This is a genomic window from Pseudoxanthomonas winnipegensis, assembly GCF_030322905.1.
Taxonomy (GTDB): domain Bacteria; phylum Pseudomonadota; class Gammaproteobacteria; order Xanthomonadales; family Xanthomonadaceae; genus Pseudoxanthomonas_A; species Pseudoxanthomonas_A winnipegensis.
On record NZ_CP095475.1, the window covers coordinates 1830213 to 1855903 of the forward strand.

Annotated in this window: 19 protein-coding genes and 1 tRNA gene; 12 read left to right on the forward strand and 8 right to left on the reverse strand. The window is 69.8% G+C overall.

Annotation, left to right across the window (positions count from 1 at the left end; translation table 11 throughout):
• Positions 1–50: 50 nt before the first annotated feature.
• Positions 51–539, forward strand: a complete 489-nt coding sequence (locus MWN52_RS08115) for an NUDIX hydrolase (protein WP_286577395.1) — start codon at positions 51–53, stop codon at positions 537–539.
• A gap of 198 nt (positions 540–737) precedes the next feature.
• Here MWN52_RS08115 and MWN52_RS08120 read toward each other — a convergent pair whose 3' ends face one another.
• Positions 738–1403 (reverse strand): response regulator, encoded by a 666-nt coding sequence (locus MWN52_RS08120; protein ID WP_286577396.1) that lies wholly within the window; start codon positions 1401–1403, stop codon positions 738–740.
• A gap of 212 nt (positions 1404–1615) precedes the next feature.
• On the opposite strand from MWN52_RS08120, the gene MWN52_RS08125 reads away from it, so the two are divergent.
• Positions 1616–3358: a 3-hydroxybutyrate oligomer hydrolase family protein gene (locus MWN52_RS08125; RefSeq protein WP_286577397.1), complete on the forward strand. Its 1743-nt coding sequence runs from the start codon at positions 1616–1618 to the stop codon at positions 3356–3358.
• 199 nt (positions 3359–3557) lie between these two features.
• On the forward strand, positions 3558–3833 hold the full coding sequence (locus MWN52_RS08130) for a hypothetical protein (RefSeq protein ID WP_286577398.1): 276 nt from the start codon (positions 3558–3560) through the stop codon (positions 3831–3833).
• A 26-nt stretch (positions 3834–3859) separates the two neighbouring features.
• Here MWN52_RS08130 and MWN52_RS08135 read toward each other — a convergent pair whose 3' ends face one another.
• Both MWN52_RS08135 and MWN52_RS08140 read right to left on the reverse strand, forming a co-directional pair.
• Positions 3860–5095, reverse strand: coding sequence for a beta-ketoacyl-[acyl-carrier-protein] synthase family protein (locus MWN52_RS08135; RefSeq protein WP_286577399.1), 1236 nt, complete (start codon positions 5093–5095; stop codon positions 3860–3862).
• Positions 5096–5101: 6 nt separating this feature from the next.
• Positions 5102–5374 carry an acyl carrier protein gene (locus MWN52_RS08140; protein WP_130522312.1) on the reverse strand — a complete coding sequence of 91 codons (273 nt, stop codon included), beginning with the start codon at positions 5372–5374 and terminating at the stop codon, positions 5102–5104.
• A 654-nt stretch (positions 5375–6028) separates the two neighbouring features.
• Between MWN52_RS08140 and pssA the strand changes: the two genes are divergently transcribed.
• The 5 genes from pssA (at position 6029) to MWN52_RS08165 (ending at position 10221) form a co-directional block, all read left to right on the forward strand.
• Positions 6029–6649, forward strand: a complete 621-nt coding sequence (pssA, locus tag MWN52_RS08145; protein ID WP_130522313.1) for a CDP-diacylglycerol--serine O-phosphatidyltransferase — start codon at positions 6029–6031, stop codon at positions 6647–6649.
• Between the two features lie 50 nt (positions 6650–6699).
• A complete protein-coding gene (locus MWN52_RS08150; RefSeq protein ID WP_286577401.1) occupies positions 6700–7911 on the forward strand; it encodes a poly(R)-hydroxyalkanoic acid synthase subunit PhaE in 1212 nt (403 codons plus the stop codon).
• The gene (locus MWN52_RS08155) at positions 7908–8975 is read left to right on the forward strand and encodes a class III poly(R)-hydroxyalkanoic acid synthase subunit PhaC (RefSeq protein ID WP_130522315.1); all 1068 of its coding nucleotides are present in this window, start codon (positions 7908–7910) and stop codon (positions 8973–8975) included. Before MWN52_RS08150 ends, MWN52_RS08155 begins: the two co-directional genes overlap by 4 nt.
• A gap of 569 nt (positions 8976–9544) precedes the next feature.
• Positions 9545–9751, forward strand: coding sequence for a PspC domain-containing protein (locus MWN52_RS08160; protein ID WP_130519479.1), 207 nt, complete (start codon positions 9545–9547; stop codon positions 9749–9751).
• Complete coding sequence (locus MWN52_RS08165; protein ID WP_286577403.1) at positions 9748–10221, forward strand: hypothetical protein; 474 nt, start codon at positions 9748–9750, stop codon at positions 10219–10221. The genes MWN52_RS08160 and MWN52_RS08165 overlap by 4 nt, the downstream gene beginning before the upstream one ends.
• A gap of 7 nt (positions 10222–10228) precedes the next feature.
• Here MWN52_RS08165 and MWN52_RS08170 read toward each other — a convergent pair whose 3' ends face one another.
• On the reverse strand, positions 10229–10852 hold the full coding sequence (locus MWN52_RS08170; RefSeq protein WP_286577404.1) for a TetR/AcrR family transcriptional regulator: 624 nt from the start codon (positions 10850–10852) through the stop codon (positions 10229–10231).
• A gap of 189 nt (positions 10853–11041) precedes the next feature.
• Here MWN52_RS08170 and MWN52_RS08175 point away from each other — a divergent pair.
• Positions 11042–11127, forward strand: a tRNA-Leu gene (locus tag MWN52_RS08175).
• A gap of 225 nt (positions 11128–11352) precedes the next feature.
• Here MWN52_RS08175 and MWN52_RS08180 read toward each other — a convergent pair.
• Together MWN52_RS08180 and MWN52_RS08185 are read right to left on the reverse strand one after the other, a co-directional pair.
• On the reverse strand, positions 11353–13239 hold the full coding sequence (locus tag MWN52_RS08180; protein ID WP_286577405.1) for a S8 family peptidase: 1887 nt from the start codon (positions 13237–13239) through the stop codon (positions 11353–11355).
• A gap of 62 nt (positions 13240–13301) precedes the next feature.
• Positions 13302–15647, reverse strand: a complete 2346-nt coding sequence (locus tag MWN52_RS08185) for a YadA family autotransporter adhesin (protein WP_286577406.1) — start codon at positions 15645–15647, stop codon at positions 13302–13304.
• Between the two features lie 212 nt (positions 15648–15859).
• Here MWN52_RS08185 and MWN52_RS08190 point away from each other — a divergent pair, with 212 nt between their 5' ends.
• Positions 15860–17230, forward strand: a complete 1371-nt coding sequence (locus MWN52_RS08190; protein WP_286577407.1) for a sensor histidine kinase — start codon at positions 15860–15862, stop codon at positions 17228–17230.
• On the opposite strand, the gene MWN52_RS08195 is transcribed toward MWN52_RS08190, so the two are convergent.
• Together MWN52_RS08195 and MWN52_RS08200 are read right to left on the reverse strand one after the other, a co-directional pair.
• Complete coding sequence (locus tag MWN52_RS08195; protein WP_286577408.1) at positions 17227–17937, reverse strand: response regulator transcription factor; 711 nt, start codon at positions 17935–17937, stop codon at positions 17227–17229. The two genes, MWN52_RS08190 and MWN52_RS08195, sit on opposite strands and share 4 nt — an antisense overlap.
• Before the next feature lie 390 nt (positions 17938–18327).
• Positions 18328–19335, reverse strand: a complete 1008-nt coding sequence (locus MWN52_RS08200) for a LacI family DNA-binding transcriptional regulator (RefSeq protein ID WP_130519491.1) — start codon at positions 19333–19335, stop codon at positions 18328–18330.
• Between the two features lie 110 nt (positions 19336–19445).
• On the opposite strand from MWN52_RS08200, the gene MWN52_RS08205 reads away from it, so the two are divergent.
• Together MWN52_RS08205 and MWN52_RS08210 are read left to right on the forward strand one after the other, a co-directional pair.
• Entirely contained in the window at positions 19446–22007 is a 2562-nt protein-coding gene (locus MWN52_RS08205) for a glycoside hydrolase family 3 protein (RefSeq protein WP_286577409.1), read from the forward strand.
• A gap of 518 nt (positions 22008–22525) precedes the next feature.
• Complete coding sequence (locus MWN52_RS08210; protein WP_286577410.1) at positions 22526–25624, forward strand: TonB-dependent receptor; 3099 nt, start codon at positions 22526–22528, stop codon at positions 25622–25624.
• The last annotated feature ends 67 nt before the right edge of the window (positions 25625–25691 follow it).

The following is a 25691-nucleotide window of genomic DNA, read 5'->3' on the forward strand; positions in this document are numbered from 1 at the left end:
GCCGGCGCGGGGGGCGACTACAATGGGCGTTTGACCGCCACGCCCTCGCCATGCCCTATACCCCGATCACCGGCACGCTCGGCTACGTGCTTTCGCCCGACGGCACGCAGGTGCTGATGATCCACCGCAACGCGCGGCTCGAGGACGAGCACCTGGGCAAGTACAACGGGCTGGGCGGCAAGCTGGAGAACGACGAGGACATCGCCGCCGGCATGGTGCGCGAGATCGCCGAGGAGGCCGGCATCGAATGCACGGCGATGGAGCTGCGCGGCACCATCAGCTGGCCCGGCTTCGGCCGCAATGGCGAGGACTGGCTGTGCTTCATCTTCCTCATCACCGCCTGGACCGGTACGCCGCTGACCTCCAATCCGGAGGGCACACTGGAGTGGGCGCCGATCGAGCGCCTGGGCGAGCTGCCCATGTGGGAGGGCGACCGCCACTTCCTGCCGCTGGTGTTCGATGGCGATCCGAGGCCGTTTCACGGTGTGATGCCGTATCGCAACGGGCGCATGGTGTCGTGGAGCTTTAGCCGCTTCTGAAGCGGGTGTTGCGCCCGGCGGCGAAGGTGGTTGAGCGTCGTGCTAGCGGCTTAGGGGGGCTCTTCGTGGGGAAGTCACAAGCAAAGGCACCCCCTCCCAGCCTCCCCCTTCGCTGCGCGAAAGGGTGGGGGGCGGTATTCCGCCTTCGTGGAGGCGGCGGTGTGATCAGCTTGGTCGGCGGCGCTTGGCTGGCGCCGCTCAGCCTTCGAGCTGGCGCGCGGGGTCGGTGAGTTCCAGCTCGCGCAGGATCACTCCGGCCTGGGTGCGGTTGCGCACGCCCAGGCGCTCGAAGATCGAAGATACGTGCGCCTTGACCGTGCGCTCCTGCACGTCCAGGCGGTCGGCGATCTGTTTGTTGAGCAGCCCCTGGGCGACATAGCCCAGCACGCGGAACTGCTGCGGCGACAGGCTGGCCAGGCGCGCGGCCAGCGCCGTGTCGTGCGCGGAGGATTGCGCCCGCGTCACCGCCGTGCGCAGCGAGGCCGGCAGCCACTGTTCGCAGGCCAGCACGCAGCGGATGGCCTCGCGCAGTTCCTCCAGCCCGGCGCTCTTGGGCAGGTAGCCGGCCGCGCCGTGGTCCAGCGCGCGCCGCACGACGCGCGGGTCGTCGTTGGCCGAGACCACGACCACCGCCACCGCCGGGAACTGCGCGCGGATTGCGGCCAGCCCGGCCAGGCCGTGGTTGCCGGGCATGTGCAGGTCCAGCAGCACCAGATCGATCTCCGGATGCGCCTCCAGCGCCCGCAGCACCGCGTCGAGCGAATCGGCTTCCAGCATCTCCAGGGCGGCCACCGCATCGGCCGCCGCGCCGCGCAACGCGGCGCGGAAAAGGGGATGGTCGTCGGCGATCAGCAGGGTGGGCATGGCGGCGGCGGTCGGCGGGTGGCGAGGGCTAACGTTAGCAAGCCGCGTCCGCCGGCGGCTGGTACCAAAGTACGATGCGGCCGGCCTGCAGCCGCAGGTAGCGTGGCGCCATGCATGGAACCCGATCCGCCAGCCGCCTGTCGGCATTGCTCTTATCCGGCGCGCTTGCCGCGTGCGCCACGCCGCAGCCCCGCCCGCACGCGGAGGCCGGCGTGACCGGCGCTCCGCAGGTCACGGTGCACCGCGACGGCGATGATCTGCTGACCGCCGGCCTCGGGCTTGCCGGGCTGCAGGCTCCGACGCCGCCGGCCTTCGCCAGGCCCGACGCGCCCACGCCGGCCGAACTGCGCAGGCGTGCGATCTGGTCCAACTGGCGCGGCATCGCCGATCTCTCGCCCACCGGCGGCTACGGCACGCTGTACGGCAGCGTGGCGCGCGTGCCGGGCCGCGAGTACGCCGCGCTGGCCACGGTGCCCGGCGCGCGCCAACCGCATCGCGTGCTGGTCCAGGTACCCGACGCTTTCGATCAGCGGCGGCGCTGCGTGGTGGTGGCGCCGTCGTCGGGCTCGCGCGGGGTGTATGGCGCCATCGCCGTGGGCGGCGCCTGGGCACTGCCGCGCGGCTGCGCGGTGGCCTATACGGACAAGGGCACCGGTACCGACTATTTCGATCTGGATGCCGGGCGCGGCTTTGCGCTGGATGGCACCTCGGCCGCGCCGGGCGAACAGGCGTTGGCCTTCGCTCCACAGCCCGCGGCCGGGGCGGGCGGCGTGGCGTTCAAGCACGCGCATTCGCAGGACAACCCGGAAGCCGACTGGGGCCGGCACGTGCAGCAGGCCGCGCGCTTCGCGCTGCAGGCGCTGGATGCGGCGTTCCCGCAGGCGGCGCCGTTCACTGCGGACAATACGCGTGTGATCGCGGTCGGCATCTCCAACGGCGGCGGCGCGGTGCTGCGCGCGGCCGAGCTGGACGACGCGCTCATCGATGCCGTCGTCGCCGGCGAACCCAACGTCTACGTCGAAGGCGCGCCCGGCGCGCGTGCGCTGTACGACTTCGCCAGCGAGGCGGCGCTGCTGATGCCTTGCGCCTTGCTCGACCTGCCGTCGGCGGCGCTGCCGCAGCCGCCGCTGCGCGCCCAGGTCGAACCGCTGTGGGCCGCGCGCTGCGCCGCGCTCCAGGCGCAGGGGCTGGTCGAGGGCGCCACGCCTGCGGCGCAGGCCGCCTCGGCGCACGCGCAGCTGCGGGCCAGCGGCTGGAGCGAAGCGGCGTTGGCCTCCGGCGCGGCCAGCGTGGGTTTCGACCTGTGGCGCGCGATCCTGGCGACCTACGCCTCGGCCTACGGCCGCTATGCGCCGGGCGAGCACCCGTGCGGCTATCGCTGGTCGGCGCAGAACGCGGACCTCTCCCCGCGCGCGGCCACGGCCGTCGAACGCGCGGCGTGGTGGTCCGACGCCAGCGGCATCCCGCCGGGCAACGGCGTGGGCCTGATCGATGCCAGGCTGGCCGCGCCCGACCCGACGCTGCCGGGGCTGCTGTGCCTGCGCGCGCTGTGGGACGGGCAGGGCCCGGACGCCCAACGCGTGCGCGCCGGCATCGCGGGCACCCATGCCGGACTGCCGCGGGCCGGGCTGCCGGTGCTGGTGGTGCATGGCACCGACGACGGCCTGATCCCGCCGGCGTTCACCAGCGCGCCCTATGTCGCCGCCGCACGCGCGGCCGGTCGACCGGTGCGCTACTGGCAGGTGCGCAACGGCGAGCACTTCGACGCCTTCCTCGCCCTGCCGGCGTACGGCGCGCGCTACACGCCGATGCTGCCGCACGTCTATGCCGCACTGGATCGCGTGGCCGATGTGCTCGATGGCAAGGCCGCGCTGCCGGCCGATGCGACGATCGAGGCGCGCGGCCGCGGCACCGGTGCGGTGGAAGCCGCGCAGTTCGGCGCGGCGGTGAAGTAAGGAAGCTGGCACAGGCGCCATCCACGCGAAAGCGGGGTCAGCGCCTTGGCCATTCAAGAAACAAGGTCAACGGGCCTGGCCTTCGCGGGGCGACAGCGCTGGTGCGGCAAGAGGGGCTTCAACCAGGTTGCGTGACGCGCATCGCCCGCCTGGATTGCTGGAGGCGACACGCTGTCGCCGTAGAGCCAGGCGGAGCGCCGTGGAACCGTGCCGTTGGCGGCCGATGCGACCTGCGCGGTTCTCCACAGCCGGTGTGGATGAGTGCTGGGGCAAGCATGTGGATAAGCCGCGCGCGCCCAGTCGTGGCAAGGCGGCGCGCGAAGATGGCGAAAAAATGACCAGCGCGCGGCAGTTCATCCACAGGGCCTGTGGATGGAAGCTGGACAAGGATGTGGATAAGCGCGTGAGCGCGTTGCAGGGCGGGCGTGTCAAGCGGATTGGCAAAAAAATGACCAGGCCGCATCGCGCCGCATGACGCGCTGCGTGGAACCTTGCGAGGCTTCAATCCGCCGCGCGCAGCGCGATCACCGCATTGAGTCCGCCGAAGGCGAAGGAGTTGCTCAGCACCGCGCGCACCGGGCGGGTACGTGCCTGGTTGGGCACGTAGTCCAGGTCGCATTCCGCATCGGGATCGAGGAAGTTGGCGGTCGGCGGCACCACCTGCTCGCGCAGTGCGCCGATCGCGGCCACCAGTTCCAGCGCGCCGGCCGCGCCGAGCGCGTGGCCGTGCACGGCCTTGGTCGAGCTCACCGCCAGCGCCTCGGCGTGCGTGCCGAACACCTGCCGCAGCGCGCGGGTCTCGCAGCGGTCGTTGGCCTGGGTGCCGGTGCCATGGGCGTTGACGTAGTCGATCTGTTTGGGCGAAAGGCCGGCGTCCTGCAGCGCCAGGCGCATGGCCACGGCCGCACCGTCGATGCTGGGCGCGACGATGTCGCCGGCATCGGCGCTCATGCCGAATCCGGCCAGCTCGGCCAGCGGCCGCGCGCCGCGGGCGGCGGCGTGTTCGGCGCTTTCCAGCACGAACAGCCCGGCGCCTTCGCCCAGCACCAGGCCGCTGCGCTGTGCGCAGAACGGCCGGCAGGTGTCGTCGCTGACCACGCGCATCGCTTCCCAGGCGCGGATCAGGGCCAGGCTCAGGCAGGCCTCGCTGCCGCCGGCGATGGCCACCTCGGCCAGGCCGTGGCGCACCATCAGCGCGGCCTGGGCCAGCGCGTGATTGGCCGAGGCGCAGGCGCTGGACACGGCGAAGGCCGGCCCGCGCAGGCCGAAGACGATGCTGATCTGGCTGGCGGCGGCGTTGTTCATGCTGCGCACGATGGTCAGCGGGTGCAGGCGCTCGGCCTGGTCGCGGTAGAGCCGGCGCGACTGCTCGTCGCGGCTGAGCTCGGCGCCCACGCCGGTGCCGACCACCACCGCGCAGCGCGCGCCGAGCGCCGACTCCGCGCTCAGGCCGGCCTGGGTCATCGCCTCCTGGGCGGCGACCAGCGCCATCTGGGTCATGCGGTCGAGCTGGCCGGGGGCGATGCCGCCGGTCTGCGTCGCGTCCGGGGCGAACCCGGGCAGGGTCGCCGCCGTACGCATCTTCAGCGTGCTGTGCGGATCGGGCGAGGCCAGAGGCGCGATGCCGCTGCGACCGTCGCGCATCGCGCTCCACAGCGCCGGCGCGCCCAGGCCGAGCGCGCTGACCGCGCCCATGCCGGTGATCACCACGCGCCGCGCCCGCACGGAGGCGTCCATGGCGCGTCAGTGCGCCGGCTGCGCCGCGGTGGCCGCCTTGGTCGCCAGCGCGTCCTCGACGGCCAGGACCAGCTTGCCGAGCGAGCCGTCGTCCAGCTTCGGATCGCGCTGCGGGAAGGTGATGTCGAAGTGCTCTTCGATGTCGAACAGGATCTCGATGGCCTCGAGCGAATCCACGCCCAGCTCCTGCAGCTTGGTGTCCGGGGTCAAGGTGGCGGGGTCGATCTCGGCGTGCTGGGCGACGATGGTCTGGATCTGCGATTCGATGGACGGGGTCATGGCAGTGCTCCGCGAATGAGAGGCCACCGCACGGCACTGGCCGCCGGTGGAGCGCACGCTGCGGCCTCGGCCGCAGCAGCCAGGCGCCACGCTAGACCGCCAATCTTCCAGAGGCCTTTCGTCAAGCCGGTCCAGGCGCGGGCCTTCAGCGGCGGTCCAGCGCCCGCTGAGCGGGGGTGTCCCGTCCCGTCCGTTGGCGCCGAGCCGGGCCCGGTTGGCGGCCGTGGAACCGTACCCCCCGGTGAGCCGTGCCGCCGCCGCAGTTCTCCACAGCCGGTGTGGATGAGTGGTGGGGCAAGCATGTGGATAAGCCGCGCGCGCCCAGCAACGGCACGGCCTCGCCCGAAGATGGCGAAAAAGTGACCGGCGCGCGTAAGTTCATCCACAGGGGCTGTGGATGGCGCGCGGACAAAGGTGTGGATAAGCGCGTGAGCGCGTTGCAGGGCAGGCGTGTCAAGCGAAATGGCACAAAAATGACCAGGCGGAATCGCGGCGCGTCCGGCCTGCGCGTGGAACATCGCGGCCCGATACGCGGCCGGCCGCGTGGCGCTGACAGGTGCCATCTTTTCGAGCCCTCGCGCCCGGCCTTGATTGCCGCGCGACGCCGCCCTTGGCAGGCTGGCGGCCCGTTCTTCCGTCGCGAGCGCGCGCACCATGTCACGACCCCGCCATTTCTCGATGCTGCGCGACTTCCAGCTGGCCGACTGGTTCACCCTGGGCAACGCCTTCTGCGGCAGCGGCGCGGTATTCGCCGCGCTGCACTACATGCAGCAGGGCCGGGTGGGGGTGCTGCTGGCCGGCATGGCGCTGATCCCGCTGGCCTTCATCTTCGACGCGCTGGACGGCCGGGTGGCGCGCTGGCGCAAGTCGGCCTCCACCCTGGGGCGCGAGCTGGATTCGCTGGCCGACGTGATCTCCTTCGGCGTGGCGCCGGCGGCGCTGGCCTATGCCTGCGGCCTGCAGGGCGGCTGGGACTGGCTGATCCTGAGCTACTTCGTGTGCTGCGGCGTCAGCCGACTGGCGCGCTACAACGTCACCGCCGAGGCGCTCTCGGGCGATGAGGGCAAGGTGACCTACTTCGAGGGCACGCCCATCCCGACCAGCCTGGCGCTGGTGGTGCTGCTGGCGGTGGCGGCGGTGCAGGGCCGCCTCGGCGCGCAGGTATGGTGGGGCCAGTGGCAGCTGGGGCCGTGGCAGCTGCATCCGCTGGTGCTGCTGTTCGCGCTGTCCGGCTCGCTGATGATCAGCAAGACACTGCGTATTCCCAAGCCGTAGGGCAGCTGCCGGCAGGTTGCTATCATCCAGACGCAAGTCGGGAGCGCGTAATGTCGGGTGCACAAGGCGGTTGGGGCGAAGGGGCGGACGCGATGGCGCGCCAGGTCTGGGAGACCTGGGGCGAGGCGCTGCGCAAGTTCGCCTCGGTGCCGCTGGAGACCGCGGCGCCGGCCTGGCAGCAGGTGCCCGGCGGCTGGCCGGGCTGGACGCCGCCCAAGGGCGGGGCGCCGGGCGATGTGATGGAGCGCTTCGACGGGCTGGCCCGGCACTGGTTCGGGCGCATGCAGCACGTGGCCGCCCAGTTCGCCGACCGCGACAACACCCCGGCCGACATCGTCGCCGCCTGGCGCCAGGCGCTGGGCGCGACCGAGGCCAATCCGTATCCGGACCTGTTCGGCAGCCTGTTCGGCCAGGCCACCGGGCTGGACGATCTGGGCGAGCAGTGGCTGCCCTGGCTGGAATCGCTGCGCGGGCCGCTGGAGGAATGGTCCAGGACGCCGGCCTTCGGTCCGGCGCGCGAGCACCAGCAGCGCTGGAAGGGCCTGTTGCAGGCCCAGCATGCGCTGCGCGAGGCGGCCGAGGCCTACCGCACCCTGCTGGAGGATGCCTCGCGGCAGGCCTATGCGCTGTTCGAGGAGAAGTTGAACCAGCGGGCGGGCGAGGGCAGTGCGCTGGACAGCGCGCGGGCCCTGTTCGACGAGTGGATCGACGCGGCCGAGGATGCCTACGCGCGCATGGCGCTGTCCGAGGAATTCAGCGAGGTCTACGGCGCGCTGGCCAACGCGCAGATGCGCATGCGCGCCGGCGTGCAGCGCGAGGTCGAGCAGCTCGGCAGTCTGCTGGGTCTGCCCACGCGCACCGAGGTCGACGCCGCGCACCGCAAGATCGCCGAACTCGAGCGCATCCTGCGTCGCATGATGCGCGGCCAGGCCGCCGAGCGGCCCGCGCCGCGTCCCGCGGCCGCGCCTGAAACGCCTCGCCAGGCCCCGTCGCCCGCGCGACCGGCCAAGGCGGCGAAGAGGACCGCCGCTTCGAAGTCTTCCCCTGCGTCGAAGGCGCCGGCGAAGAAGTCGGCCAAGACCGCAGCGAAGAAGACCGGCGATAAGCCTACGGCGAAGAAAGTCGAAGCGAAGAAAGTCGCAGCGAAGAAGGCGGCAGCGAAGAAGGCGGCAGCGAAGAAGGCCGGCCGCACCAGAGCCCCCAGCAAGCCCATCTCGAAGACCTCCGCCAGGCGCACCACGCGCGGCAAGGCGCCGGCATGAGCCGCAGCCCGTTCCGCGCCACTGCCGATGCGCTGGCCGCCGAAGCGATCGCCCTGCAGGAGAAGCTGGGCGCCGGCCTGCGCACGCTGCCCGAGGTCGGCGACGTGCATTACGGTGTGACCCCGCGCGAGGAAGTCTGGCGCGATGGCAAGGTGGTGCTGTATCGCTTCATCGGCGACACCGCGCCCACCGCCAGGGTCCCGCTGCTCATCACCTATGCGCTGGTCAACCGGCCCTACATGGTCGACCTGCAGGAGGACCGTTCGCTGGTCCGGGGCCTGCTGGCGCAGGGCCAGGATGTCTACCTGATCGACTGGGGCTATCCGGATCGCTCGGACCGTTTCGCGTTGCTGGACGATTACGTCAACCGCTACATCGACGGCGCCGTTGACCATCTGCGCCAGACCAGTGGCGAGGACGCGATCAACGTGCTCGGCATCTGCCAGGGCGGTGCGCTCTCGCTGTGCCATGCCGCGCTGCATCCGGCCAAGCTGCGCAACCTGATCACGATGGTCACCCCGGTGGACTTCCACACCCCGGACAACATGCTGTCCAACTGGATCCGCATGGTCGATGTGGATCTGCTGGTGGACACGCTGGGCAACGTGCCGGCCGACCTGATGAACCTGAGCTACCTGATGCTCAAGCCGTTCCGCCTGAACGTGCAGAAGTATGTCGGCCTGCTCGACATCCTCGACGACCGGCGCGCGGTGCAGGACTTCCTGCGCATGGAGAAGTGGATCTTCGACTCGCCCGACCAGGTGGGCGAGGCCTTCCGCCAGTTCGCCAAGCAGTTCTACCAGGCCAACGGCTTCGTCGCAGGCGGCATCGCCCTGGACGGCGAAGCGGTGGACCTCTCGCGCCTGCAGATGCCGATCCTCAACATCTACGCCGAGCAGGATCACCTGGTGCCCCCGGATGCCTCCAAGGCGCTGCGCGGGCTGGTCGGCAGCCAGGACTATTCCGAACTGAGCTTCCGCGGCGGCCATATCGGCATCTACGTCTCCAGCCGCGCCCAGCGCGAAGTCCCCAGCGCCATCGCAGGCTGGCTGGCGGCGCGTTGATCGGGTCTGCCGGCCCCACTGTTTGGCGACTTGGTCCAAGCGCCACCAACCGCCCCGCCAAACTGACCGCTTCCCATGATCCGCCCCCTCCCTTGCGCGCAGCGCAGGGGAGGGCCGGGGAGGGGTGCTCTTCGCGGCTAACTAAAGACAAGCGAAAGCAGCGGCAACGGCGAGCCTTAGAAGCAACAGCTAACTGCAACAGCAACTGCAACTGCCAACCCCTCCCCAACCCTCCCCCGCGCTGCGCGCAAGGGAGGGGGCAGATCACCTGGGCTCGTGCTTCCTGCGATCCCCAATCCCCAATCCCCAATCCCCAATCCCGAATCCCCAATCCCCAATCCCCAATCCCCAATCCCCAATCCCCAATCCCCAATCCCCAATCCCCAATCCCCAATCCCCAATCCCGAATCCCGAATCCCGAATCCCGAATCCCGAATCCCGAATCCCGAATCCCGAATCCCGAATCCCGAATCCCGAATCCCGAATCCCGAATCCCGAATCCCCAACCCGCCCTTGACCCACACACCGCTAGACTCCCCACCATCCACCGCCGCTCGCAGAGTGCCGCCATGAACACGCCCACCGCTCCCCGTCCGCTGGCCCGCTCGCTGGACGACCGCATGATCGCCGGCGTCATGGGCGGCATCGCCCGTCGCTTCGGCTGGAATGCCACGCTGGTACGCGTGGTGTTCGTCATCGTCTCGCTGGCCTCGGCCGCGTTCCCCGGCATCCTGGTCTACCTGCTGCTGTGGCTGCTGATGCCCAACGAGGCGTGAGCGATCGCGCCGGCGGGCGCGCGCCGCATCCGCTGCTGCTGGCGCTGGGGGTGGTCTGGACCTCGCCCAATACCCTGATCGGCCTGCTGCTCGGCGCAGCAGGACTGCTGCGCGGCGCGCGGGTGCACCTGAGCACGCGCGAGCACGCGCTGGTGTTCGCGCGCTGGCCCTGGGGGCCGGGCGGGGCGATCACCTTCGGCAACACCATCCTGCACACCGGGCCCGACCTGGACGTCGCCTGTCACACCTACGGCCATCGGGCAGGGCACTGCATCGACGCGCCGATCCGCCTGGGCGATCACGAACGCGCGCACGTGCTGCAGTACATGGCGCTGGGGCCGCTGTTCCTGCCGCTCTATCTGCTGTGTGGCGGGATCAGCGTGCGCAACCGCTTCGAGCGCGCCGCCGATCGCTATGCCTTGACCGGCGCGGGCTGGTGGCCGTTCGCCAGCCCGCGTTCGCTGCGATGAAGCGGCTTCAGCGCGGCAGCGCGCCGTGCAGGAACTGCTCGACCGAGGCGTCCACGTAGGTCGCCAGGTCCTCCGGCTCTGAGTTGGCCATGTAGCCGCAGGCGGTGCGGATGGTCAGCTCGCCGAACAGCATCATGAAGAACTGGCCCGCCGCCTGGTAGGGCGTGGTATGCAGCACCAGCCTGCCAGCGGCGACCTGCTGTTCGAAGTAATGGCCCAGGCAGCCGCGCGTGTCGGCGATGGCGTTGTCGAAGAAGAAGTCGCGCAGCTGCGGGAAGGCGCGGCCTTCGCCGATCACGATGCGGTTGACCAGCAGCGCATCGGGCGTGGTCAGGCTGGCGGCGATCTCACGGCCGGCCTTGCGCAGCGCCTCCTGCGGCGGCAAGCCGTCCAGTTCCATCGCGCGCAGCCGGTCGGCCATGTCCTGCAGGCGGCGCTCGATGATGGCGAAGGCCAGGCCCTCCTTGTCGCCGAAGGCCCGGTACAGCGTGGCCAGCGATCCGCCGGCGCGCGCCACGATCTCGCTCAGGCGGGCCTGCTGGTAGCCCTTCTCGGCGAACACCTCGGCGGCCGCGTCGAGGAACTTCTCCACGCGCAGCTCGCCGCGGCGGCACAGTTCGACCTGGGGCATCGGCCGCACACCCGGGAGGCGCGGTCTGGAAGCGAGCATGGGCATGGGGGATCGGAGCTGGCCTGTTTCCGCCAATCTAGCAAGGAATATCGCCAGACGAGTGATGCACCGCGGGAGAGCGCCAGGCGCGCAACGCCGCCCGCCGCAGGCTTACCGGCGCCGCGCCGGGCCGCTATACTGCGCGGCCGCGCCGAAGTGGCGGAATGGTAGACGCAGCGGACTCAAAATCCGCCGCCCTTAAAAGCGTGTGGGTTCGAGTCCCACCTTCGGCACCAAGGGCTATCCCGCAACGCCCGATAAGATCCAATCGAACCCGCGCTTAGCGGGTTTTTTTGTGTTCGACGGTCCTTGGTGCGCGTCGCGCCTTGGATATGGCGGTGGTGCGGCGCCAGACCTTGACCGGCGCCTCACCAGAGGCGCCGACCGACCTCCCTGTCGGCCGGCCGCCTCGACCTGGCGACGGGCTGTCCCGTCCGGCCGCCGCCGTACGGTGCAAGGTCCTATTGCCGCGCCACCAGGGTCAGGCCGCTGTAGCTTCCGCTCAGGCGCAGGTAGTAGGTGCCGGCGCTGGACGGGGTGATGCGGATCGTCTGGGTGGTGCCGGCGCGGGTGGAGCGTGCGTCGTAGCTGCTGCTGGTCGGCGTTCTGCCCGCCGACACGTACATGGCCACGTTGCCGCTGCCGCCGAAGGTCATGAAGCTGACCACCGTGCCGGCCGCGGCCTGGAAGCTGTACAGCGCATCTCCGCCCTGGCTGCCGAGGCCGCGCAGCTCGACCTTGTTAGTCAGGGTCTTGGTCGGCGGCACGCAACTGCTGTCGGAGGGCTGGCACGGCGGCGTGGTGGCCATCTGCAGCAGCATGTCCACATCAAGAATGCCGGCGCCGATCGGCGTCGTGGTCGAGATCGCCACCGGGAACGGCCGCGCGCTGGCGCGCAGCAGATCGCGCATGCCCGTCCAGGTGAACGGCGTCGTGGCCACGCTCTGCACCATCGCCACCGCCGCGGCCACGTGCGGTGAGGCCATGGACGTGCCGGCCATGCCGCCGATCTGCCACTCGCTGGTCGGGCCCTGGGTGCCGGCGTTGAGGACCTGGAAGATGTAGCCGTTCGGGTTGCCGTCCACGTCGCCGCCGCCGCCGGGCGCGGCGATGTCCACGCGGCTGCCGTAGTTGGAGTAGCTGGCGCGGCCGCCGTTGACACGCGTGGCGCCGACGCTGATCACGCCGTTGCAGGAGGACATCGTGTAGTTGCCGGCGTTGGCGTTGGCGTTGCCCGCGGCGACCACGATGATCGTGCCCGCGGCGTTGACCTGGTCGATCGCGTCCTGGTAGAGCTGCGGGCAGCTGTCCGGGTCGCCGCTGCCCAGGCTCATGTTGATCACCTCGGCCGGATTCGGATTGGTCGGCAGGCCGTCCACCGGCAGGCCCGCCGCCCACAGCATGCCATCGGCGATGTCGCTGCCGAAGCCGCCGCAGGAGCCCAGCACGCGCACCGGCAGGATCTTGACGTTGTAGGCCAGGCCGGCGGTGGCCAGATTGTTGTTTGTCACCTGGGCGATGGTGCCGGAGACATGGCTGCCGTGCCACGAACTGGGCTCGGGCGCGTTGCCCGATGCGCCGAGCGCGGTGCAGTAGTCGGTCTCCACCCAGTCGCCCAGGTCGTAGCCGCCCGGCACGCGGCCGTCGCTGTCGCGGCGCGAGACGCGGCGGTCGGTGATCATGTCGTAGCCCGGCAGCACGTTGGCGGCCAGGTCCGGATTGTTCTGCACCACGCCGGTATCGATCACCGCCACCACCACGCCCTCGCCGGTGGAGCGGGTCCAGCCGGCTTCGGCGTTGACGCCGCCGGCCGGGTCGTGGAAGTTCCACTGCAGCTGGGCGTAGGCAGGATCGTTCGGGGTGGTGGAGGCCGCGGCCGCCATGGCCGCCGGCAGGCGCACGCTGGCTTCGTCCAGGCGGGTGTACAGGCGGTCGACCTGCACCGAAACGACCGACGGGTCGGCCTTGAGTTCGGCGATGAAGGCGGTGCGCTCGCTGTCGCTCAGGCGGCGCGAGGTCTGCACCACATGCCATCCCGGCACCGCCATGTCACGCAGCACCTTGGCGCTGACCGCGCTGCGTGCCGGTACGCTGGCGTTGGCGGGCAGGGCGCGCTGCATGCCGCTGCGCGCCACCGCGCTGCTGAGGGTGCTGGCCAGCAGGCTGCGCGCCCGGGCGCCGCTGTCGCGGGTCTTGACGATGAAGCGCTGGCCCAGTTCGGTGGGCGCGGCCGATTGCGGCGCCGGGTCTTGCACGCGGCCCAGGCCGATGGTGGGAGAAGCGGCCTGGGCGGCACCGGCGAACAGGATGGCGGCGAGGGCGGTTGCGAGCGGTGTGGAAGACGTCATCTGCATGTCCTGGAAAGGAGAGATAAGAGGAAGAGCGCGGCGGCGCATGCCGCCGCGGGAGGTCACAGGTCCACGCCCACGCCGATGCCGGCCGAGGACTCACCGCTGCTGAAGGCGCCGCCCAGGCTGAACGAAGCGCGCGTCCCGATCTTCTTGGCGTAGCCGACCGATAGCGCCTGCTCGCCGCCCTGGAAGCCTGCGCCGACCGACACCCGCCCGCGCGGGCTCTGCGTGCCGGCGGCATTGACCGCCATGTTGAGCATTGCCGCGCTCATCGCGCCGAGCCGGTCCATGCGCCGGTCCATGCCGTCGAAGCGACGCTCGGTGTCGGCGCGCAGCTGGTTGAAGTTGTCGTCCAGCGCGGTGATGCGGGTGTTGGTGTAGGCGTTGGCGCTGCTCAGGGTGGCGCTGTCGCCGGCGCGCATCTGCGCCACGTTGACCGCATCGGTGTCGGCGCTGCCGGCGGCGACGTTGGCGATCTGGCGTTCGTTGCCGACGTTGCCCACCGAGACCGTGTTGGCGCGGTTGGCGACCGCGCCCTGACCCAGCGCGACCGCGTTGGCGGCGCTGGCCGACGCGCCCTGGCCCAGTGCGGTGGAGGAGGCGGCGGACGCGGTCGCGCTTTCGCCGATCGCCACCGCATTGGTCGCCGCCGCCGTGATCCGGGCATTGGCGCCGACCGCGGTGCTGCCGTCGGCGTTGACCGTGGCGTTGCCGCCGATCGCGGTGTCGTTGGGGCCGTAGGCCAGCGCCTGCGCGCCGACCGCCACGCCGTTGTCGCCGTTGGCGGTGGCGCCGGAGCCCACGGCCACGGCATTGGTGCCGGCGCCGGTGCTGGGCGGCGCCACGGCGCCGTCGCCGATGCTGACGCCGCGACCGCTGTCGGAACCGGCGAGGGTGTTGATGCGCGAATCGAACCCCGTCAGCGCGGTATCGATGGCCCCCATGGCCGAACCCAGGTCGGTGTAGTGCGTGCCCTGCACCAGGTAGTTGCCGCCGATCAGATCGCCGTTGGCATCCACCGTGCTGCCGGCGCCGAACGCGGCGGCGACCTTGCGCAGCTGCGCCAGATTGACCGCATCGGTATCCATGGTGCCGGCGGCCAGGTTGGTGAGCTGGCGCTCGGCCCCGACCGCGCCGATGGACACGGTGTCGTCGCGTTCGGCGACCGAGCCGGCGCCCAGCGCCACGCTGCGGTTGGTGATGGTCGTCTGGCCGTTGACGAACTGCGAGTTGCCGACGCGGGCGCCGGGGCCGATCGCGATCGACTGGTCGCCGAACACGTCCGCGCCGGTGCCCACGGCGATGCTGTCGTAGAACAGCACCGGGATGTCGCGGAAGAATTCGCCGTTCCAGACCATGCCTCCGCCCAAGGCCAGGCTGCGGGTACCGCCGGCCCAGGAGCCGTTGCCGAGCGCGGTCGAGCCGACCCCGAGGGCCAGCGCGGCCGGGCCGACCGCCGTGGCGTCGTCGCTCTGCGCGAATGCGCTGGGACCCATCGCCACGCTGTGGATGCCCATGGCGCGTGCGGCGTTGCCGAAGGCGGTGGCCCACTCGGCGGTGGCCTGGCTCTGTGCGCCCACGGCGACGGCGGCGTACTGGTTGGCGAGCGCGGTGGAGCCCACGGCCACCGTCCGCTGGGAACTGGCCTCGGCCAACGCGCCGACCGCGGTCGCGTTGTAGGCGGTGGCCAGCGCGCCGCCGCCCAGCGCGGTGGACAGCGGACCGGTGGCCTGGGTGGCCTGCAGCTGCATCCCTTCCGAGCTCAAGCCGTCTTCGCCCACATCGACGATGCCACCGACGGCGACGCTGGAGTTGTCGCTGGCGATCGCGCCGGCGCCGGCGGCCACGTTGAACTTGCCGCTGGCCTGGGCACCCGCGCCCAGCGCGGTCGCGGCCATGCCGGTGGCGGAGGTCTGCTGCAGGATCGTGACGCCGCCGGACAGATAGGAGTAATCCACGTCGAGCATGCCGCCGACGGCGGTGGTGGACATCTCGGTGGCCAGGCTGTTCTGGCCCACGGCCAGTGCGTGGTCGGCGTAGCCGACCGCGCCGCCGCCGACCGCGATGGCGCCGTTGCCCACCGCCGAGGCGGCCTCGCCGGCGGCCAGCGCTTCGTCGCCGTCGGCCTCGGCGCCGGCGTCGCTGTCGGCGCTGCCGGTGGCCTTGAAGTAGATGCTGGGGTCGTAAGGTGTCGCGCCGGCGTCGCTGGCGGTGGCGTCTGCGGCGCGGGTCGCGATGGTCGCGGATCTGGCGCTGCCGGCCGTCGTGGACGTGGTGCCGATGGACTGCGCCATCGCCGTCGAGGTCAGGCACAGCGCGCAGGCCAGGGCCAGCGCCAGGCGGTTGCGGGCGTGGGAAGCCGGAAGACGGGCGGCGGTGCCGCGCTGGGAAATGCGTTCGTTCATGGCGATCTCGGGTTCGAAAAAACGGCAGGCAGAAGGAGACGTCGGCGGCGCGTGTGCGCCTCCGTATCGGTCGAGCGTGGTCTGGGAGCGGCGCCGTCGTCCCCGGGCGCGTTCCGTCCTGCGAACTTAGAGGGGCCGTCATCGGCTTGTCACCCGCAAGTTCTCGCAGGATCATCATCGAAATCTCACTGAATGGGATGAGGCACGGCGGCATGACGAAGGCGTTCTGGACCTGGCTGGGCCGCGCGCCGCTGGTGGACGAGGTGGATCGGCGCAATGCGCGGGTGATCCAACTGCTGCTGTTGTTCCTTGCGGTGACCATCCCGGCGACCCTCGTGATCGCCCTGACCCTGGCCTGGCCGCAGCTGCGCGGGCAGCCGCTGCCCCTGGGCATGCTGATCTCGCTCGCCATGAGCCTGATGATCGGCGTCTGCGCGGCGATCGGCTTCGTGCGCGTGCGCCGCGGCGCGTTGCGCGGCGGCGTGCGCCTGCTGCTCGGGGCGATGCTCGGCGCGCTGCTGGTCAATGCCGCCATCAACGGCTTCCAGAAGCAGCTGCCGGACCAGTTGGCCCAGCTGCTGGCGCTGATCCTGGCCGGTCTGGTGCTTGGGCGCCGGGCGCTGTGGGTGACCTTCGCCGTCCTGCTGCTGACGCTCGGCGTCGGCGTCGGCCACGATGCCCTGGTCGAGCTCGCCGATACCTCGGCGCAGGCGCTCTTCAACGTCCTGCCGGTGCTGTGCAGCTACCTGCTGGTGACGCTGTTGCTGGACCGCACCACCGAGGCGCTGCGCGAGAGCCTGCGCGAATCCAATGCGCGCGGTCAGCGCCTGCAGCAGGAAATGCAGGAGCGCGAACGCGCCCAGACCCAGCTGATCCATGCGCAGAAGCGCGAGATCACCGAGCGCATGGCCAGCGGCCTGGCCCACGACTTCAACAACATCCTGGCGGTGATGTCCGGCTTCGCGGCCGCGCGCCACGACGACGACCTGGCCAGCGATGCGCAGCGCATCGCGCAGTTGGAGGACAGCCTGGCGGCGGTGGAGGCATCGGCCGAGCGCGGCATGACCATCGTGCGCCGCCTGCTGCGCTTCAGTCGCCGCGAGGCCGAACATGCCGAGCGTTTCGACGCGGCGGCCGCGGTCGAGGCGTTGCAGCCGATGCTGCGGCAGTTGCTGGAAGCGCGGATCGTGCTGCGCTGCGCGCTACCGGCGGCGCAGGCGCCGATCCGCTTCGAGCGCAGCCAGTTCGACCTGATGCTGCTGAATCTGGCCTCCAATAGCCGCGACGCGATCGCCGACCGCGGTCATTTCGACATCGCCGTGTCCAGCGCCGATGGCCTGACCGTCATCGAGGTCGCCGACGACGGCCATGGCATGCCCACGGAGGTCGCCGCGCAGGTGTTCGAACCGTTCTACAGCACCAAACCCGCCGAAAGCGGTACCGGGCTGGGTCTGGCCGTGGTTCGCGACCTGGTAGTGCGCGCCGGGGGGCAGATCCAGGTGCACAGCAGCGTGGGCATCGGCACCCGGTTCCGCATCGTGCTGCCGCATGCCGATGCGCCGCCGGCCCAGGCCGCGCCCTAGCCGGCCGGATCGAGGACGTAGCCCTGGCCGTGCACGGCGGCCAGCGGCAACGGCTCTCCGCAGCGGCGCTGCACCTTGCTGCGCAGGCGGTGCACCATCGAGTCCAGGCGGTGCGCGTCGAAGTCGTAGACGCGGTCGGTCAGGGCCGCGATCAGCGCTTCGCGCGACACCAGTAGCCCGGGTTGCTCCAGCAGGCGCATGCACAGGCGGCGTTCGCTGCCGGTCAGCGCCGCGGCGGCGCCGGAGGGCGACAGCAGGCACCAGCCGTCCTCGCTCACCTGCCAGCGCCCGCGTGCCGGCGCCAGCGGCGGGCGAGCGCTCACGCGCCGGGCCAGGCTATGCAGGGTCGCGGCCAGCAGGTCGATCTCCACCGGTTTGGACAGATAGGCGTCTGCCCCCCTGGTCAGGCCGCGGATGCGGTCTTCGGTCTGCCCCAGGCTGGTCAGCATGATGATGCCGAGGTCCGGATCCTGCTGGCGCAGGGCGCCGGCCAGGGTGAAGCCGTCGGTGTCGGGCAGGCCGACGTCCAGCACCACGATCTCGGCGCCGTCGCGCTGCAGGCGCTGCTGCAGTTCCGCGCCGGTGCCGTAGCCGTCGACGTCGAAGCCGAAGCGACGCAGTCCCGGCACCACGATGCGGTCGCGCAGGATCGGATCGTCCTCCAGGACCAGGATGCGCAGGGCGGTGGCAGCGGAATCGGAAGTCATGCGCGGGTGCAGTTTAGCCGAGGCCCACGCATGAGCGAACGGCCCCCGCAGCATTGACGCATGGGCAGCTCAAGGGCGAGATCTCAAGACCTGCTTGCACGAGTCGTGCGGAACGGAACGCTTCATTGCCCACCTTCGGCATGATGGGAAGGCAAAGGCCGACACTGCCGGCCTTGGTGCCGTCTGGGGAATGACAAGCCCGCCAGATTGATGCGGCGCAGAATGCCAAGGCGGGGTCGGGCTTCGTATGGTGACAGCGCTGTCACCGGATGGGGTCGTGGGTGGTGGCGCTTCCTTGCCTTGCTGCCGGCTTGTCTCCCTATGCGCCTGCCTGACTTGCGTTTCGTCCATGCACTGCGGGGCTGCCCTGGCGCGGCGCGCATGCCTGCGTCAGGTCGAGGGGGCCGCGGTCGATTCGCGCAGCTGCAGGGCGTAGGGCATCTGCACCATCGCGCCGCTGTCGGGCGTGTGGATGGTCTTGATCAGTTCGAGTGTCGCGGTGCGGCCCATGTCGCGCGTGGGCTGCCGCACGGTGGTGAGCGAGGGGAAGATGTGGCGCGAGATCGGCGTGTCGTCGAAGCCGCAGACCGAGAGCTGCTGCGGAATGCGCAGGCCGCGCTCGCCGGCCACGCGGATCACGCCGGCGGCCATGTCGTCGTTGCCGGCGAAGATGGCGGTGGGCGGCTCGGGCAGGTCGAGCAGCTGGTTGGCCGCGGCCACGCCCGATTCGAAGGTGAACTCGCCCTTGGCCACCAGCGCCGGGTCGTAGGCGATGCCGGCCTCGCGCAGAGTCTCGCGGTAGCCGGCATGTCGCCACTCGGCCGCGCCGTGGGTCGGCGGCCCCTTGATGTGGCCGATGCGGCGATGGCCGAGCGCGAGCAGGTGGTGCATCAGCTCGCACACCGCGGCGTGTTCGTCCACGGTCACGCCGATGCGGCCACGATGCGTGCGTGGGGCGATGCTGGCGAAGGGCAGGGCCGCATCGTCCAGGAAGCCGAGCAGCTCCATGTCGTCGGTCAGCGGCGGGGTGAGCACGAAGCCGTCCACGCCGTGCTGGTTGGCGAGTTCGCGCAGCTCGGCGATCGCGCGGCCCTCGCCATAGGTCACCGGCGCCAGCACCAGGGTGTAGTGGCGCTCGCGGCAGGCCTCGAGCACGCCGCCCTGGATCTGCATCAGGTAGTTGCGCGAGGGGTTGTCGTAGGCCAGCGCGACCACGAAGGTGCGCCGGCTGGCCAGGCTGCGCGCGGAGAGGTTGGGTTTGTAGTGCAGCCGGTCGACCACTTCCTGCACGCGGCGGCGAGTCTGTTCGCTCACGCGCGGCTCCTGGTTGAGCACGCGCGAGACCGTCTTCATCGATACGCCGGCCGCCTCGGCCACGTCCTCCAGTCTCACCCGCATCGTCTGCCATCCCCTGTCGCCGTCGCCGCATCTTGCCAAAACCCGCGGCCGACGCCTGCTGCGACCGCAGCACGTCCGGCACGTGCATCCCTTTCCCAGGAGTCCTCTGCATGAAGCAACGTCCCTTCCGCGCCGCCCGTGGCCCCCTTTCCCTCGCGTTGCTGGCGACGCTGTCGGCCGGCGTGCTGAGCGGCGGCGCGGCCATCGCGCTCGACCAACAGGCGGGCACCGCGCATCCGGCGCTGTGGCCGCAGCTGCGCTCGCCGCTCAAGCCCGATCCCAAGCTGGAGGCGCGCATCGACGCGCTGCTGGCCAGGATGTCGCCGGAAGAGAAGGTCGGGCAGGTGGTCCAGGCCGACATCTCCAGCGTCACCCCGGACGATCTGAAGACCTACCGCCTCGGCTCGATCCTGGCCGGCGGCAGCTCGGACCCGGGCGGCCAGTACAACGCGCCGGCCAGTGCCTGGCTGGCGCTGGCCGACGACTTCTACGCTGCCTCGATGGACACCAGCGGCGGCAAGTACAACGCCATCCCGGTGATCTTCGGCGTCGATGCGGTGCACGGCCACAACAACGTGGTGGGCGCGACGCTGTTCCCGCACAACATCGGCCTGGGCGCGACCCACGACCCGGCGCTGATGGGCCAGATCGCGCAAGCCACCGCCGCGGAGATGCGCGCCACCGGCATCGACTGGACCTTCGCCCCGACCCTGGCGGTGCCGCAGGACGATCGCTGGGGCCGCACCTACGAGGGCTATTCGGAGAGTCCGGACGTGGTGCGCGCCTATGCCGGTCCGCTGATCCAGGGCCTGCAGGGCAAGCCGGGCAGCAAGGACTTCCTCAAGGGCGCGCACGTGGTGGCCACCGCCAAGCACTTCCTGGCCGATGGCGGCACCTTCGAGGGCCGCGACCAGGGCGATGCGCGCATCGACGAGGCCACGCTGCGCGACGTGCACGGCGCGGGCTATCCGCCGGCGCTGAAGGCCGGGGTGCAGGCGGTGATGGTGTCGTTCTCCAGCTGGAACGGGGTCAAGATGAGCGGCAACGCCTCGCTGCTGGATGGGGTGCTGAAGCAGCGCATGGGCTTCGACGGTTTCGTGGTCAGCGACTGGAACGGCCATGCCGGCGTGCCCGGCGGCAGTCGCGAGAACTGCGTGCCGGCCTTCGTCGCCGGCGTGGACATGATCATGGCGCCAGACACCTGGAAGGGCTGCTACGAGCATCTGCTGGCGGCCGAGAAGGGCCATGCGCTGCCGGCCGGACGCCTGGACGAGGCGGTGCGCCGCATCCTGCGGGTCAAGTTCCGCGCCGGCATGTTCGAGGCCGGCAAGCCCTCCACGCGCGGGGTGGCGGGCCGGTTCGACCTGCTGGGCAGCGCCGAGCATCGCGCCATCGCGCGCCGCGCGGTGCGCGAGTCGCTGGTGCTGCTGAAGAACAATGGCGGCGTGCTGCCGCTGAACCCGCGCGCGAAGCTGCTGGTGGCCGGCGACGGCGCCGACGACATGATGATGCAGTCCGGCGGCTGGACCCTGAGCTGGCAGGGCACCGGCCTGAAACCGGAGGACTTCCCGCATGCGCAGACCATCGCCGCGGCCCTGCGCGAGCAGGTGGCCCGCGCCGGCGGCCAGGTCGAGCTGGCCGCCGACGGCCACTACACGCACAAGCCCGACGCGGCGGTGGTGGTGTTCGGCGAAACGCCGTACGCCGAGTTCCAGGGCGACCTGAAGGTGCTGGCCTATCGCCCGGGCGACGACCGCGACCTGAAGCTGCTGCGCAAGCTCAAGGCGGAAGGCATACCCGTCGTGGCGGTGTTCCTGTCCGGCCGTCCGCTGTGGATGAATCGTGAGATCAACGCGGCCGACGCCTTCGTGGCCGCCTGGCTGCCGGGTTCGGAAGGCGGCGGCGTGGCCGATGTGCTGTTGCGCGACGCTGCGGGCAAGGTGCAGCACGACTTCCGCGGCACGCTGTCCTATTCGTGGCCGCGCACCGCGGTGCAGACGCCCTTGAACGTCGGCCAGCCCGGTTACGACCCGCAGTTCGCCTACGGCTACGGCCTGACCTACGCCAAGCCGGCGTCCGTGCCGGCGCTGTCCGAGGACGCGGGCATGGATCTGGCCTCGCTGGGCGCGCAGACCTTCTTCGAACGCGGAACGCCAGCCACCGGCTGGACGCTGCGCGTGCAGTCGGTGGTGGGCAAGCCGCGCACGCTGTCCCAGCCTTCCGGCCAGCGCGACGCGCCGGACGTGGCGATTGCACCGGTGGACCACAAGGCGCAGGAAGACGCGTGGAAGATCACCTGGAAGCAGGCCGGCGAGATCGCGCTGCTCGCGCCGCGCCCGCTGGACCTGGTGCGCGAGACCAACGGCAACGTGATGCTGCGCGTCACCCTGCGCGTGGACGCCGCGCCGTCGCAGCCGGGCGCCGAACTGTTCCTGGAATGCGGCCCGGGCTGCAGCGCATCCCTGCCGATCGACACCGCGCTGGCCCAAGCGCCGCGCGGCACCTGGGGCACGCTGGGCATCCCGTTGAAATGCTTCGCCGCGCGCAACGCGCAGATGGGCCAGGTCACCGCGCCGCTGGGCTGGCGCATGCCGGCCGGCACGGTGCTGTCGATCCACGAAGTCGGCCTGGGCACCGAGGCGCAGCACGTGCTCGATTGCGCGGCGAAATGAGGGCGGGCGGGCCCTGCCTCGGTCAAGAGGACAGCGGCCCGCCTTGACACCTTGGGCGGACACGAGGCCGGCGGTGGTGACATCGCCGGCCTCGCTTTTGTGCGTCTGGCGCGCTCGGCCTGGTTGCTTGGATGGACATGGCGCGTTGGGTGCTGTGAGCGCGGTCGAGGCGTCGGCAAACTGCGGAAGAGAACGTCCTCCGTGCCCTCAATGGACTTTAAGAGGAGACGGTCAATCAAGGCACGGTCGGTGTCGAATGGGGCAGATGCCGTCATTCAGGACAACTGAAACCATGTCGATTGCATGACGCGACTTGGCAGACAAATTCTTGAAAAACACCGTCAAATGTAGCGAAAACAGGCACAAAAAAAAGATGACCGATTTGTAATTTTTTGTGAGTTTCTCGTTACTCTCGTGTTGCGGAGGTTGTCCCAAGACCCACGCATTCCCGGCTGGGAAGCAGTACGAAAGACAGCCGGATGGCCTTGCTCCTACCTGTCAACCAGAGAGATCTTTCGATGAAATTCGCCAAGACCATGAAGCGCACGGCGTTGAGTGCGGCGCTGGGGATGTGCTTTGCCGGCGTCGTCCACGCGCAGAGCACCAGCGGCAGCATCCGCGGCACCGTCCAGCCGGGTTCCACCGTGACCATCAGCAACAACAGCGGCTTCAGTCGCACGGTCACGGCCGATGCCGATGGCCGTTACAGCCTGAGCTCGCTACCGGTGGGGTCCTACACCGTGACCTCGCAGGAGGGCGGCAGCAAGTCGGTGATCGTCACGGTCGGCAGTGCGGTCGACGCGTCCTTCGGCGGCAACGCCGCGACGCTGGAAACGGTCCGGGTCACCGGCGCGTCCGCGCCGAAGATCGACGTGACCGCCACCGATACCCATACGGTGATCACCGCCGAGCAGCTCAAGCGCCTGCCGATCCCGCGTTCGGCCGAGGCCATCGCGCTGCTGGCGCCGGGGACCGCGTCGGGCAACGGCTACTACTTCGGCAACAGCGTGTCCTTCGGCGGCGCGTCGGTGGCGGAGAACGCCTACTACATCAATGGTTTCTTCACCGGCAACCCGATGACCAATGTCGGTGGCTATACGTTGCCCTACGGGTCGATCGCCCAGCAGGAGACCTACACCGGCGGCTACAGCGCCAAGTACGGTCGTTCCGACGGCGGCGTGATCAACGGCATCGGCATGAGCGGCAGCAACGATCTGCATTTCGGCGGCCAGATCACGTTCTCGCCCAAGGGCCTGCGCTCCAACAATCCGGATCGCTACTACCCGAACATGGATTTCAGCGCGGCCAATGCCAATCCGAACATCCCGGTCAATCCCGACACCGGCAAGCCCTATCAGTACGGTTACGAATCGCCGCAGCTGGCGGGCACGCTCTACGACAAGGGCAATCAGCACGAGCGCTGGGAGAGCACCTACAGCGGCTATGTCAGCGGTCCACTGATCCGCGACACCTTGTTCGGCTTCATCTCCGCAGAAACCGACAAGGTCGACACCGCGACCGGGTCGCCCAGCCAGGCCGCGCCGGCGACCTACGAGCGCTACAGCAGCACCAATCCGAAGCTGTACGCCAAGTTGAACTGGAACATCAACGACAGCAACCTGCTCGAATACACCTATCTGCACGAGAAGACCAACGAGCGCGGCACCGATTACGGCTACGACTTCGATACCCAGGCCATCGGCAACGTGCTCAATTCGATCACGCCGACCTACCTGACCAACGACCTGTCGGTGCTCAAGTACACCGGCTATCTCACCGACAGCCTGACCTTCGACGCCACCTACGGCCGCACGCGCCAGGCCTACAAGGCGATCAATCCGCAGGTGTCGGCCGGCATCGACATGGTCACCGCCTCGCAGGCCACGGTGAATCCGGCCGTGGCCGACATCAGCGGCGTCACCATTCCCAACACGCTCACCGCCGGCGGTACCAACGCCATCGATCGCAGCCACGGCCTGCGCGCCGATCTGCAGTGGGTGGTGGGCGACCACACCCTGACCCTGGGCGTGGACAACATGAAGTTCTCGTCGGACAACGAGGGCATCACCCAGTACGTCAACAACTGGCGCTACTCCCACACCAACAACATGGGGGCGCTGGCGGCCTACGGTATTCCAAGCCTGGCCGCGTCCAATGGCTACTACGTCAGCAACACGTTCTACACCGACGCCAGCAGCATGTCCCTCAAGCAGGATGCCTATTACCTGGAAGACAAGTGGCAGGTCGTGGACAACCTGCTGCTGACCGTGGGTCTGCGCAACGACAAGTTCACCAACTACAACAACGTCGGCAAGCCCTACGTGGACAGCGGTAACCAGTGGGCGCCGCGGATCGGCGCGGCATGGGATGTGTTCGGGGATTCCTCGTTCAAGCTGTTCGCCAACGCGGGGCGCTACTTCCTGGCGCTGCCCAATGCGGTGGCGCTGCGTGGCGCTTCGCCCTCCACCTTCACCCGCCAGTACTTCACCTACACCGGCATCAACCCCAATACCGGCGCCCCGGTGACCGATCAGGCCAGTACGGTGCTGGTGCTCAACGGTGAGGACGGCAAGCCCGTCGACCCCAACACGATCGCGCCCACCAACCTCAAGAGCGAGTACCAGGACGAATACATCCTGGGCTTCGAGAAGACGCTTGGTGCGTCCTGGGCCTTCGGCGCCAAGGTCACCTATCGCGACCTGAAGTCGGCCGTGGACGACATCTGCGATCCGGGCACGATGTACAACAAGCTCGCCGCGACCCAGGGCCAGAGCGTGGCCGATGGCGTCGACATCCCGGGCTGCTTCCTGGGCAACCCCAGCGCCAGCAACACCTTCAACCTGCAGAACATCGACGCCAACGGCAATCCCACCGGCACCTACACCAAGCTGACCATGAACCCCAGCGACTGGGGCTGGCCGTCGCCGATGAAGCGCACCTACAAGGCCATCGATCTGTTCCTGGAGCATCCGTTCGACGGCAAGTGGGAGTTCCGCGTGGACTACACCTACTCCAAGCTGCAGGGCAACACCGAGGGTCCGGCCAATTCGGATACCGGGCAGGGCAGCGACAGCCACGACAATGGTGTGTCCACGTCGGAGAACTGGGATATCGCGGCGATCATGAAGTACGCCGATGGCTATCTGGCCAACGACCATCGCCATCAGATCAAGCTGCATGGCAGCTACGCCTTCAACGACGACTGGTCGGTGGGCGTCAGCGCGCGCCTGATGGCGGGTGCGCCGGCCAACTGCTTCGGCTACTACAACCCGGATGGCAGCATCGACGAGAACGACAATGCCGACGGCGGTCCGGCCGATCCGGCGGGCAACTATGGCGCGGCCTACCATACTTGCTTCGGCAAGTCGGCTTCTCCCGGCACCAAGTTCCTGCCGTGGACGCACGATTGGGATCTGGGCGTGGTGTATGCGCCGGGCTACTTCGATCACAAGCTGCGCCTGGGTCTGAACGCGTTCAACGTGTTCAATTCCCACGGCATCACCTCGCAGGGCTGGACCTCGGAAACGGCGGCCTACACCGTTTCCAACACCTACGGCCTGCCGTACGCGTTCCAGTCCCCGCGCTACGTGCAGTTCTCGGCGGCCTACGACTGGTAAGCCGACGCGACTGCGGCAGCTGCAACAAGAGCCGGCTCCGCGAGGAGCCGGTTTTCTTTTGGGCTCT